Source organism: Bacillus sp. 7_6_55CFAA_CT2, from assembly GCF_000238655.1.
In the GTDB taxonomy this organism is placed as follows: domain Bacteria; phylum Bacillota; class Bacilli; order Bacillales; family Bacillaceae_G; genus Bacillus_A; species Bacillus_A cereus.
Map to the genome: position 1 here is coordinate 112,050 of NZ_JH414714.1, position 12,890 is coordinate 124,939.

The window sequence follows — 12,890 nt, forward strand, 5'->3', positions numbered from 1 at the left end:
CGAGTTAATATGTAATTGTAAACGGTATCAAAAAAAGAAAAGAGGGACGGGAATATGGGGAAAGACTATCGTAAAACAGCAGAGGAAGTGTTGCAGTATATTGGTGGGAAAGACAATATTGAACAAGCTGCACATTGTGTGACGAGGCTCCGTATCGCTTTAAAAGATGAAAGTAAAATAGATAATGATAAATTACAGTCTGTTTCATTAGTGAAAGGAGCGTTTCATAACGCTGGTATATTTCAAGTTGTAATTGGTCCAGGAGATGTAGATCGTGTTTACGCTGAATTGATAACGCTTGCGGGTATGAAAGAATCGACTGTAGCTGACGTAAAAGACTCTGGAAATCAGAAGTTAAATCCAGCTCAAAAGTTTGTAAAAATATTTTCAGATGTATTTATGCCGATATTACCAGCGATCGTAACGGCTGGTTTACTAATGGGTATTAACAATCTATTAGGCGCAAAGGACTTATTTTTTGATGGGAAAAATTTATTAGATGTTTATCCAAACTTAGGCGGGCTTTGGGATTTAATTAATATGATGGCCAATACAGCATTCGTATTCTTACCAGCACTTGTCGGGTGGTCAGCAACGAAGCGTTTTGGTGGTAGTCCAATACTAGGGATTGTTATGGGATTAATGCTTGTGCACCCGGCCTTATTAAACGCTTGGGACTATGGAAAAGCAGCGACTGGTTTAGACGGACAAAAGATTGAGTACTTCGATATTTTAGGACTGTTCCAAATTGAAAAGGTAGGGTATCAAGGTCAAATCTTGCCGGTTTTAGTAGCTGCATTTGTGTTAAGTAAAGTAGAAATTTTCTTAAAGAAACATGTACCAAATGCAATTCAATTATTAGTTGTACCAATTACAACAATCGTTGTGACAGGTGTGTTAGCATTAGGAATTATTGGTCCGGTTACACGTCATATTGGAGATTTATTAACAGTAGGATTAGTAGGTGTATATGAAACAGTACCAGTAGTTGGAGCAGTATTATTTGGAGCGTTATATGCACCACTTGTAATTACAGGTATGCATCATATGTTTATTGCAATTGATTTACAATTGATTGCACAACATGGCGGTACATTTATTTGGCCGATGATTGCTCTTTCTAACATTGCGCAAGGTAGTGCGGCACTTGCGATGTTCTGGATTTCTAAAAATCAAAATGATAAAAGTATGGCATCAACATCAGCCATTTCAGCATACTTCGGTATTACAGAACCAGCGATGTTTGGTGTGAATTTACGAAATAAGTTCCCGTTTTATGCAGCGATTATAGGGTCTGCTGTGGCAGCGATATTCATTACATTAAATGGTGTATTAGCACCTGCTATCGGAATTGGGGGATTGCCAGCATTTATTTCTATCATTCCGAAATCGATTCCAATGTTTATTGTCGGAATGATTATTGCAGTTGTAATCCCATTTACTTTAACATGGTTATTTGCAAAAAGAGTGAAACAGAAGTAGGAGGAAGTTAAACATGAAGGATTGGCATAAAAGTGTAGTCTATCAAATTTATCCGAAGAGCTTTAATAGTTATTACAATAGAGAAACCGGTGATATAAAAGGGGTTACAGAGAAACTAGATTATTTAAAAGAACTCGGAGTGGATTATATTTGGTTAACACCGATATACCAATCACCACAAAATGATAATGGATATGATGTAAGTGATTATTACAGCATTGATCCATCTTACGGAACGATGGAAGAGTTTGAAGAACTTTTAGCAGAAGCGAAAGTACGTAACATTGAAATTATGCTTGATATTGTTGTAAATCATAGTTCGACTGAACATAAGTGGTTTAAAGAAGCGAAGGAAGATAAAAATAGTCCATATCGTAATTACTATATTTGGCGTGATGAAAAAAATAATTGGCAGTCTAAGTTTGGTGGATCTGCTTGGAAATATGATGAGAAGACGGAGCAATATTATTTACATCTATTTGATGAAACACAAGCTGATTTAAATTGGGAAAATGAAAAACTGCGTGAAGAAGTATATGATATGATGCGCTTTTGGCTGGATAAAGGGGTAACGGGATTCCGATTAGATGTCATTAATTTAATTTCAAAAGACCAATGCTTTTTAAACGATAAAGGTAGTACTGCGACAAGTGATGGACGCAAGTATTATACAGATGGCCCGCGTGTTCATGAATATTTACAAGAGATGAACCGAAATGTTTTTGCAGGAAAAGATGTCATTACAGTTGGAGAAATGTCATCTACGACAATTGATAATTGTATTAAATATTCTAATCCTGAGCGTAATGAATTAAGCATGACGTTTAGTTTCCATCATTTAAAAGTAGATTATCCGAATGGTGATAAGTGGACGAAAGCAGAGTTTGATTTTATTAAATTAAAAGAGATTATGTCTAACTGGCAAATTGAAATGCAAAAGGGCGGAGGATGGAATGCATTATTTTGGTGTAATCATGACCAGCCTCGCATCGTGTCACGCTTTGGTGATGATGGAAAGTACCGAAACGAATCTGCAAAAATGTTAGCGACAGCCATGCACATGCTGCAAGGAACGCCTTATATTTATCAAGGGGAAGAAATCGGTATGACGAATCCTAAATTTGAGTCCATCGAGCAATATCGTGATGTAGAATCGTTAAATATATACGATATAAAGCTAAAAGAAGGGCTATCAAAAGAAGAGATTATAGGGATTTTAAAGCAAAAATCTCGTGACAACTCTCGCACTCCGATGCAGTGGAATGAAGAGATGAACAGTGGTTTTACAACAAGTACACCTTGGATTTCAGCGGCTGAAAATTTTAAAGAAATAAACGTAGAGAAGGCATTAGAAGATAAAGAGTCCGTATTTTATCATTATAAAAAGTTAATAGAGCTTAGAAAAACGTATGATGTAATTACAGAAGGAGAATATGCTATTTTGGATAAAAATGATCCTAAAATTTGGGCATATACTCGTACTACAGAAAGTGAAGTACTACTTGTTATAAATAACTTCTATGGAGAAGAAATAACGTACTCTGTACCGGCGCACGTTCAATTAGATGGAATGAAACAAGAAGTACTACTGTCGAATTATAAAGATTCCAGCAAGGATATTACAAAACTTAACTTAAGACCATATGAATCAATTGTGTATCGATATACGAAATAAAAAGGTTGTATGCCCGAGCGGCATACAACCTTTTTATTTTAAGACACCACTATACAAAATGCTTACTTCTACTTCAGGTTTGAATTTTACTTTTGCATAATCTTTATTCCAATTTTTTTTCTTCCATAAGTTAGGATGATAAGCGATAAGATGTCTTCCAATACCGAAAGCATCACAATTTGCTTTTTGTAGTTTTCGTGTTATTTTTTTCGCTTCTTTCGTGAGTTGTTTAGAAAGTTCTTTATTTAGTTTTTCTCTATCGTCCATTGTATACATATTATCTCTCGGAGATTCAAGTGCTATAACTTTTAATTGGAGCTTAATGTGAGCATAAACATTTCCTTTTTTATCTGTTGTTATTTTTAAGTCGCGTTTTAATTTTCGATTACTAATTTCCATTGTTAAATAATCAGATGTCTTCTCAGATTCATCACTAGTCAGTTTTTGGGTTATACGGGCACTTGTTCCCATTTTTCCGGTTAATAATACGAATAAAACAGATTGTTGCAAAGGTAAATGCCCAGTTAATTTATCATTGTTAAATAAAGCTAACCCGTTTGTAACTACTTCTTTTCCTTTTATTTTTATAGAAGGAAGGGTAAAGTCTTTACCGGGATCTAACATTTTTGTAGCAGCTGTTTCTAAAGTTTCTTTTGGAAATACACTCATATCTTCTAAGCTTTTCACTTTTTTCTTTAGAAAATCTCCAATTAGTAAATTTCCTATTTTCTTTTTTTCGAGTATCTCCGATGATTCACCATCTACTGCAATAAGTTTTACTAAAGCAGTTGGGTTTGTTGGATCTCGAAAGCTGACATCTAAATAGGGGAGTATACCCTTTTTTAGAATTTTGGTTCCGAGTAATTGAACACCATATTTAAAATAGCGAATATTCCCAGTCACATTTTTTTTTAGGGCATCGCCTGTATCCATTATGTTATGCCCGGTTGCTGAATATATTTCATTCTCAAATGAAGATTGCTCTCCGCTTGAACTTTTTACGAGCTCGATTGTTTGCTGGAGTTTATTCTCTTCCGTAATATCAGCTCCAACGCTATAAGCTAAACTTGCCTCCCTTAATGGTTCTTGATCCCAACAGCCAGAAAGGAGGGAACTAGCACATAATATTAAAAGTAATTTAACTCTTTTTGGGAACATACTGTTCTCCTTTCTTCTTTCTTATTATTGAATAAAGTAGAAATAAAAGAGGGAGAACAACGATGAAAATATAGGTGAACTTATCAGTGAAAGTTGAAATTACTTTTAATTCTTCAGGTGTATCTATAAATAAGGCTACACTAAAAGCAATAATACCAACGATTGGAACAGCCTTTTTATGATTAGCAAGGTTGAATATATGTCCAATTCCGATTGAAGCAGCGCAGTAATAACTAGCAATAGAAGCGACAACTGTTATCATCCAAATTGGGATGAAGATTAGGTCCGTTCGATCTATAATTCCAATATGCAAGGAGCGTAATAAGTAAGCAACTGGCTCTGGAATAAGCTCAATTTGCTTTGGACTAAATACGATAAAGCAAATCCAAACGGTAAAAGTATAAAAAAGAGTTACAAATCCATTGGCGATAGAAATGGCCTTCAGTTTTGCAATAGAACTCCCATTTACTTTTGGAAAAGCGATAAGAATAATTTCAAAACCATACATGGCTGTAATTGTTTCCTTGGATGCTTGAATTATATTCCACCATCCGGCTTCTGTAATAGGAAAAATATAAGAGAAATCAGCTCGTGAAAGCCCTAGGGCAATTAAAAGGGCCATTGGAATAATGAGAATAGAGGCCATGACATAAAATCGTACGATGACTTTAAATGTGTTATAAGCTACATAACAACAAGCTACTGTACATAATATGAGAATTGCAGACCACGGAGTTGCGTGTAAAACCCATACTTTAATGACGTTACAAGCATTCAACATAACCGTCATACCGATAAGGGTAAAATAAAAAACATAAGAAAAGCCCAATAGTTTTCCTAACTTATTACCAAATAGCATACAAACACTTTTATACATATCTGCATCAGGAAATCGTTTTAAGAAAAGCCACATAAGTAAAATAATAAGTTGAATGGCAAGCCCCGCAATGAGCGCAGAAATCCAACCACCACCTTTTGCTATCGGATGAAGCCGGTTAGGTAGAGATAGTATACCGACCCCAATTTGGCATTGAATAACGAAAAAGGTAAATTGAACAAGTGAAATTTTACTTTGCGTGTTTGTCACCGTCCTCATCCTCTCTCGTTACATGTTGGCGCTGCATTTTTTTCGGTTTTGGATCATGTGGTCTTTCCCAAAATGACCAAATTGGTAGTCTTATGAAAGAATCTTTCATATCTTTAATCCGCATCGGGGCAACAGGAGAAAGATATGGTGTATGAAATGAATGAAGCTGACATAAGTGAACGAAAGTTATAATGAGACCGAATGATATTCCTACATATCCGAATATGGCAGCAAGGAGCATTAATGGAAAACGAAGAATCCGAACTGCTGAACTCATATCGTTTGATGGAACGAGAAAAGATGAGATTGCAGTTAAAGCTACAACGATGATCATTGTGTAAGAAACGAGTCCAGCTTTTACAATTGCATCCCCAATTACTAAACCACCTACAATACCGATTGTTTGTCCAACGCGGCTCGGCAAGCGAATACCAGCTTCTCGTAATAACTCGAAAATTAACTCCATTAAGAGAGCTTCAAAAATAGGAGGAAGCGGTACTTTCTCTAATGAAGCTTTAATCGTATACACAAGTTCGAGCGGTAACACATCAGGATGAAAAGCAACAGTTGCAATATATAAAGCTGGTAAGAGAAAGGCAATTAAAAAACTTACTAAGCGAATCATTCGGACGAAAGAACCGACAATCCAACGGTTATTATAATCATCTGGTGATTGATAGAAAGCAAATAACGTAACAGGAACGATGAGCGCTGTTGGATCTCCATCAGATAAAATAGCAACACGCCCTTCCATTAAATTAGCAACAGTTCTATCTGGACGCTCTGTATTTAATTGCTGTGGAAATGGGGAGAAAGACGTATCCTCTATAAATTCTTGTATGTATCCTGGTGGCATAAGTGCATCCGTTTTAATGGTTTCCAATCTTCTTTTCACTTCTATAACTAAATCGTCATTCGCTATATTTTGCATATAAGTAATTGCCACTTTCGTGTGCATTTCTTCACCGAGTGTAAAATACTTAACAACTAAATTTGGACTCTTAATGAGTTTACGAATAGAGGTTAAATTAGTTGCTAGATCCTCTACAAAACCAGTATGTGGACCGCGCACAACTCCTTCATTATCAGGCTCTGCTATATCTCTCTTTAAAGATAAGGTTGTTTCGAAAATACAAAAACTGTCGACGTGTTCATGAAAATATAAGGATTTACCTTGTAATAAAAGTTGTATCCCATAATTTAAATTCGTTTCTTTTTTCATATTTAACGTAGAAAAAGCTTTATCTAAAGATAAATCTGATCGCGTTAATAATGGCTCAAGGACTAACTGATGAATTAGATTTGGATCTGCTAAAGATTCGATATATAAGATTGCTCCTTTTCCGTTTTGAAAAGGGAGATCTAATTTTTTTATATCATCAGAATGAGAAAGTTTATTTTCAATGTAATTAATGTTCTCCGGAAGTGATGGAAACATATGCTTTTGTTTTTTACTCTCTTGTTGTTCTTTTCGCTCTGTCATAATTTCCACCTCTCTTAAAGTGCAATTGTTTCTGTTAATTTTTGTCGTTTGTGAGAAATTTATGCTTGAATTATTTTAAAAAAAGAGGATTGAAGGTTACGTTACATTGTCTTTTGTGCATTATTCAATTTCATAGCAGTACTTCTAACATTTGTGTCGAATTAAGAAGATATATAGGAGGGATATATATGGAAATAGCTGTAGAACGTGTTTTTACGAAAGAGATTTTAAAAAGAGCAGCGAATTTGTTTCATGTAACAGTGGAAGAAAAGCCACTTGGAGATTTTGAGAATTATATTTTTAAGGCGAAGGGTGATAATGATGAAGATTACGTATTACGTTTAACACATTCTTCTCATCGTTCTAAACAAGAGGTAGAGGCTGAACTAGATTTTTTACGATATGTTGCGGAGAATGGGGCAAAGGTAGCAGGACCTCTTTATTCAACGTCTCGAAATCTCGTAGAAGAAATCGTAGCAGAGGATGGAACGTTCTTTTCCGCTTCTTTATTTACATATGCAAAAGGTGAGCAAGTAAAAGGAGAGGAATCGCCTTATTGGGGCGAGCCTCTCTTTGAAGCATGGGGAAAAGCGATTGGGCAACTGCATCGCCTTACAATGGAATATCCTAAAACAGACTACCGTGATACGTGGGAAGAAGACGAAAGTGGAATTGTTAATGAATTAGAAGATGGTCAAGTGAAAAAGATTGCAGCGGTACTAATGGATGAAATTAAGGCCCTTCCAGTTGAAAGAGAAACGTTCGGTCTTATGCACGGTGATATCCATCAAGGTAATTTTCATTATGATGGTAAAGAGCTAACAATCTTTGATTTTGATGATGCGGCTTATAATTACTTTATACATGATTTAGCGATGGTTCTATACTACTCTGTTCTATTTACAACGTGGACAGCAGAAGAGAAGACAGATTTTGCTCGTAAACAGTTACAAGTGTTACGAAAAGGATATGAGTATGAGCACAGGCTGGCGGATAGTTGGTATGAATCGTTGCCACTATTTTTACGTTTACGTGATATAGGTTTATATGGAACGCTTCAGAAGAAGTTTAAAGGGAAAGATATGCCTGATAACTTCTTGAAATTATCAGAAGAGCTATACGAAAGAATTATTAAAAGAGAAGCAATTGTGAATATATAATACATTTAGTTCAAAACAAAGTATATAAAACAAATATATACTTTGTTTTTTTATACAAAAATATGTTTACTTTATTAAAATAATATTGTCCTAGATTCGGTATGCACTTATAATTTTATATATATTCTGAATATTCTTTATAAAGAAGGAGGGGGAATGTTGGAAACTTTCGTAAATTGGTTAAATAATATTGTTTGGAGTCCAGCACTTGTTTATTTATGTTTAGGAGTAGGTTTATATTTTTCTATTCGAACGAAGTTTTTACAAGTAAGGCACGTAGGAGAAATGGTGAAGCTGACATTTCAAGGAGAAAAATCAGAGGCTGGTGTTTCTTCATTCCAAGCGTTAGCACTTTCGTTATCAGGACGTGTTGGGACAGGGAATATCGCTGGGGTAGCAACAGCGGTTGCATTCGGTGGACCAGGAGCTGTATTTTGGATGTGGGCAGTAGCCTTTTTAGGGGCAGGATCAGCTTATGTAGAATCAACACTCGCGCAAATATATAAGACGAAACATCAAGGGCAGTTTCGTGGTGGACCTGCTTATTACATCGAAAAAGGTCTAGGAGTTAAATGGTATGCTTTAGTATTCGTTGCAGCGACAATTCTTGCAACAGGACTTTTACTACCAGGCGTACAAGCAAATAGTATTGCTGTAAGTTTAGAAACGGCTTTTGGTATTAATACTACCGCATCAGGGGCTATATTAGTTGTTGTATTAGCTCTTATCATTTTCGGTGGAGTAAAGCGAATTGTTAACGTAGCGCAAGTTGTCGTACCTTTTATGGCAATAGGCTATATTTTAGTAGCTTGCGTCATTGTTGCTATGAATATTGAAAAATTGCCAGAAGCATTTATGTTAATTATAAGAAGTGCATTTGCATTAGAAGCTGCTTTCGGTGGTATTATCGGTTTAGCAATCTCTTGGGGGGTAAAACGTGGTATTTATTCCAATGAAGCAGGACAAGGGACTGGACCACACGCAGCAGCAGCAGCCGAAGTATCACATCCAGCTAAGCAAGGTTTAGTGCAAGCATTTTCCGTTTACATTGATACATTATTTGTTTGTTCAGCAACAGCATTTATGATGATTATTACAGGCATGTATAACGTATTTGATGCAAGCGGAAAAAACTTTATCGTTAATAAACTAAATGGTGCTCAGCCAGGACCAGGATATACACAGGCGGCGGTAGAATCTGTTTTCCCTGGATTTGGAAACGGTTTCGTTGCAATCTCGTTATTATTCTTCGCGTTTACAACAATTATGGCGTATTACTACATTGCAGAAACGAATATTGCGTACTTAAATCGTGATAAAGACCGTCCTTGGATGTCTATGGTACTAAAGTTTGTATTTTTAGGAGCTGTATTCTATGGATGTATAAAAACAGCAGCAACGGCTTGGGCTTTAGGCGACATTGGGGTAGGAATTATGGCATGGGTAAATATCATTGCGATTTTACTATTACAAAAACCTGCATTAGTCGCATTAAAGGATTATGAAAAACAGAAAAAAGAAGGAAAAGATCCAGTATTCGATCCAGGGCCATTAGGAATTAAAAATGCTGATTTTTGGGAGCATGAATACGGGAAAGATAAGAAAGAAGAAGTATCTTAACAGAATAGAAATGAAGAAGCAAAGGGGAAACTCTTTGCTTTTTTTTATGGACAAATTGAAGCTAAAAGTTATTTTTGGGACTATTTTTGAATATAAAAAGAATGTACATGCATTGTTAGGGGAAGGGGGAGTATGTTGATAGAATTTCGTAATGTAAATAAATATTATGGTAACTTTCAAGTTTTGAAAAATATTAATGTGCAAGTGAAAAAAGGCGAAGTGGTAGTAGTTGTTGGGCCTTCAGGATCAGGAAAAAGTACATTGCTTCGATGTATAAATCAATTAGAGGCAATTACAGATGGAGAATTAATTGTACAAAATACAGAGGTACACAATAAAAAAACGGACATGAATGAATTGCGGCGAAATATTGGGATGGTCTTTCAACATTTTTATTTATATCCACATAAAACGGTTCTTCAAAATATTACATTAGCACCGATTAAAGTAAATAAAGTTTCCAAAGAAGAAGCAGAGAAAACAGCAATGCTTTATTTAGAGAAAGTAGGAATCCCAGAGAAGGCTAACGTATATCCACATCAATTATCAGGAGGACAACAGCAACGGGTGGCAATTGCTAGAGGACTTGCAATGCAGCCGGAAATTATGCTATTCGATGAGCCTACGTCTGCTCTTGATCCAGAGATGATTGGAGAGGTACTTGATGTTATGAAAGCACTGGCTAAAGAAGGGATGACAATGGTCGTTGTCACGCATGAAATGGGATTTGCTAGAGAGGTAGCAGATAGGATCTTATTTATGGATGATGGTCAAATTATTGAAGATACAACACCGGCGCACTTTTTTGCAAACCCTGAACAACAAAGAGCTCGTTTATTTTTAAGTCGGGTGCTAAATCATTAGAGGAGGAATTTTATGCTTAAAATGAAAAAATTATTTACTTTAATCGTATTTTCATGTTTATTCGTGCTTGTTGTTGCTGGTTGCGGAAGTAAGAAAGATGAGGCAAAGGAAACAAATACGAAGCAAGGCGGGGCTGTTGAACAAATTAAGAAACGAGGGAAATTAGTAGTCGGGGTAAAGAATGATACGAATTTATTTGGATTGAAAAATCCTTCAACAGGGCAGGTAGAAGGATTCGATGTTGATGTCGCGAAGGCACTTGCGAAAAAGATTCTTGGAGATGAAAAGAAGCTAGAGCTGAAAGAAGTAACGTCTAAAACACGTATTCCAATGCTGAAAAATGGTGATATTGATGCAATTATTGCAACAATGACAATTACGGAAGAACGCAAAAAAGAAGTGGATTTTTCAGATGTATATTTTAAAGCAGGACAATCGTTACTTGTGAAAAAAGGAAGCAATATTAAGAGTGTCGATGATATAAAACAAGGCGTTAAAGTATTAGCTGTAAAAGGGTCAACATCTACAAATAACATTCGTCAAAAGTCACCAGAAGCGACTGTATTAGAGTTTGAAAATTATAGTGAGGCATTTACAGCGTTAAAGGCAGGTAAAGGTGATGTGTTAACGACAGATAATGCGATCCTTTACGGAATGGCAAAACAAGATTCTAATTATGAAGTAGTAGGAAAAATTTTCACAGATGAACCGTATGGAATTGCAGTGCAAAAAGGGGCAGATGATTTAACGAAAGAGATTAATACTTTAATTAAAGACATGAAAGCAAGCGGAGAGTATGACAAATTATATGAGAAATGGATTGGACAAAAACCAGAAAAGTAGATAGTAAAAGTGAGAGGATGAGAGTACTCATCCTCTTCTTGTAAAGAAAGAGGGGAGAATATGTGCCTGATTTTTCTATATTAACGAATAACATTGATATGTATTTAGAAGGATTTAAATATACAGTTATGTCTAGTGTAATTGCATTGATAGGTAGTTTTATTTTAGGAGTAATTTTGGCAGTAATGCGTATTGCACCTATTCGTATTTTAAATTGGATAGGATCAGCTTTTGTGGAGTTTGTAAGAAATATTCCACTCGTATTAATTGCATTTATATTCTATTTTGCTTTACCTGTAATAGGAATTACTTTAAATGGTTTTGTAGCAGGAACAGTTACGCTTACGGTATATACGGCAGCTTTTATTGCAGAAGTAATTCGCGCTGGTATTTTATCAGTTGCGAAAGGGCAAATGGAAGCTGCTCGCTCTTCAGGGCTAACGTATGTGCAGGCGATGTATTATGTTGTCTTACCACAAGCTGTGAAAATTGTAATTCCCCCTTTAGGAAACCAGTTTCTCAATTTAGTTAAAAACTCCTCAATACTTGGAATCATTGCTGGTGCTGATTTAATGTATCAAGGAGATTTAATTTCAACGAAGACGTTTGTTACGTTTGATGTTTATATATTTGTCGGGATGTTTTATTTAATATTAACAATTCCGCTCAGTATGCTAGTGCGTTATTTAGAAAAACGCTTAGCAAAGGAGGCGGTGTAAATGGATTTCAAGGGAGCAATTACAGGAGATCATATTCTATTTTTATTAAAAGGATTACTTATAACATTAGAGGTAGCGCTCATAGCAATTGTACTTAGTTTTATTATTGGAAGTGTAATCGGTATATTGCGCTACACGAAAATACCTGTCGTCTCACAAATATTAGGAGTTATAGTTGAAGTGATTCGAAACTTACCACTACTGTTAATTATATTTTTCACGTATTTTGCACTTCCAGAAGCAGGCTTGAAATTAGAAATTATAACAGCTGCAATTGTTGCTTTAACAATATTTGAGGCAGCAATGATATCTGAAATTGTTAGAAGTGGTTTATTGTCTATTGAAAAAGGGCAGGTTGAAGCCGCAAGATCTTCGGGATTAACTTATGTGCAAGCGCTGTGGCATATTATTTTGCCACAAGCATTAAGGAGAATGGTTCCGCCGCTTGTCAGTCAATTTATTTCATTGCTGAAGGATACGTCGCTAGCGGTTGTTATATCACTCCCTGAGCTTATGCATAATGCTCAAATTATTAGCGGACAAAATGTGAATTACATGATTCCAACATTTATATTAGTAGCTTGTATGTACTTTATCGTAAATTATAGTTTATCAATTTTATCGAGAAGATTAGAACTTCGTTGACTCTTACAATATATGTAAGAGTTTTTTTCCTTGTTTCTCCTTATTTTCCTCTAAATAGAATCTAAATCTTGCAATAATTCGATTTTTATATTATTTTATCAGAAAAGTTTTAATTTTATATAGAAAATGTAATCGCTTTCGTGTATATTTTTAT

At 35.4% G+C, this 12,890-nt stretch carries 11 protein-coding genes; 8 read left to right on the forward strand and 3 right to left on the reverse strand.

Annotation, left to right across the window (positions count from 1 at the left end):
- The first annotated feature begins 54 nt into the window (after positions 1–54).
- Both treP and treC read left to right on the forward strand, forming a co-directional pair.
- Positions 55–1,482, forward strand: a complete 1,428-nt coding sequence (gene treP / locus HMPREF1014_RS26215) for a PTS system trehalose-specific EIIBC component (protein ID WP_000513940.1) — start codon at positions 55–57, stop codon at positions 1,480–1,482.
- 13 nt (positions 1,483–1,495) lie between these two features.
- Complete coding sequence (treC, locus tag HMPREF1014_RS26220; protein ID WP_000656148.1) at positions 1,496–3,157, forward strand: alpha,alpha-phosphotrehalase; 1,662 nt, start codon at positions 1,496–1,498, stop codon at positions 3,155–3,157.
- A gap of 33 nt (positions 3,158–3,190) precedes the next feature.
- Here the strand turns inward: treC and HMPREF1014_RS26225 are convergent, their stop codons facing one another.
- Genes HMPREF1014_RS26225 through gerKA form a run of 3 tightly spaced genes read right to left on the reverse strand, consistent with a single transcriptional unit; the run spans position 3,191 to position 6,885 of the window.
- Positions 3,191–4,315 carry a Ger(x)C family spore germination protein gene (locus HMPREF1014_RS26225; RefSeq protein ID WP_000484124.1) on the reverse strand — a complete coding sequence of 375 codons (1,125 nt, stop codon included), beginning with the start codon at positions 4,313–4,315 and terminating at the stop codon, positions 3,191–3,193.
- The gene (locus HMPREF1014_RS26230) at positions 4,296–5,402 is read right to left on the reverse strand and encodes a GerAB/ArcD/ProY family transporter (RefSeq protein WP_000185796.1); all 1,107 of its coding nucleotides are present in this window, start codon (positions 5,400–5,402) and stop codon (positions 4,296–4,298) included. Before HMPREF1014_RS26230 ends, HMPREF1014_RS26225 begins: the two co-directional genes overlap by 20 nt.
- Positions 5,383–6,885 (reverse strand): spore germination protein GerKA, encoded by a 1,503-nt coding sequence (gerKA, locus tag HMPREF1014_RS26235; protein WP_000140076.1) that lies wholly within the window; start codon positions 6,883–6,885, stop codon positions 5,383–5,385. The genes HMPREF1014_RS26230 and gerKA overlap by 20 nt, the downstream gene beginning before the upstream one ends.
- 188 nt (positions 6,886–7,073) lie before the next feature.
- Between gerKA and HMPREF1014_RS26240 the strand changes: the two genes are divergently transcribed.
- The 6 genes from HMPREF1014_RS26240 (at position 7,074) to HMPREF1014_RS26270 (ending at position 12,736) form a co-directional block, all read left to right on the forward strand.
- Positions 7,074–8,045, forward strand: coding sequence for a phosphotransferase enzyme family protein (locus tag HMPREF1014_RS26240; protein WP_000401648.1), 972 nt, complete (start codon positions 7,074–7,076; stop codon positions 8,043–8,045).
- A 159-nt stretch (positions 8,046–8,204) separates the two neighbouring features.
- On the forward strand, positions 8,205–9,665 hold the full coding sequence (locus tag HMPREF1014_RS26245) for an alanine/glycine:cation symporter family protein (RefSeq protein ID WP_000447396.1): 1,461 nt from the start codon (positions 8,205–8,207) through the stop codon (positions 9,663–9,665).
- Positions 9,666–9,797: 132 nt separating this feature from the next.
- Positions 9,798–10,529 (forward strand): amino acid ABC transporter ATP-binding protein, encoded by a 732-nt coding sequence (locus tag HMPREF1014_RS26255; protein ID WP_029960811.1) that lies wholly within the window; start codon positions 9,798–9,800, stop codon positions 10,527–10,529.
- Between the two features lie 12 nt (positions 10,530–10,541).
- Positions 10,542–11,372 carry a glutamine ABC transporter substrate-binding protein GlnH gene (glnH, locus tag HMPREF1014_RS26260; RefSeq protein WP_000916491.1) on the forward strand — a complete coding sequence of 277 codons (831 nt, stop codon included), beginning with the start codon at positions 10,542–10,544 and terminating at the stop codon, positions 11,370–11,372.
- A 62-nt stretch (positions 11,373–11,434) separates the two neighbouring features.
- Positions 11,435–12,091 (forward strand): amino acid ABC transporter permease, encoded by a 657-nt coding sequence (locus tag HMPREF1014_RS26265; RefSeq protein WP_001112667.1) that lies wholly within the window; start codon positions 11,435–11,437, stop codon positions 12,089–12,091.
- Positions 12,092–12,736: an amino acid ABC transporter permease gene (locus HMPREF1014_RS26270; protein WP_000345955.1), complete on the forward strand. Its 645-nt coding sequence runs from the start codon at positions 12,092–12,094 to the stop codon at positions 12,734–12,736.
- The last annotated feature ends 154 nt before the right edge of the window (positions 12,737–12,890 follow it).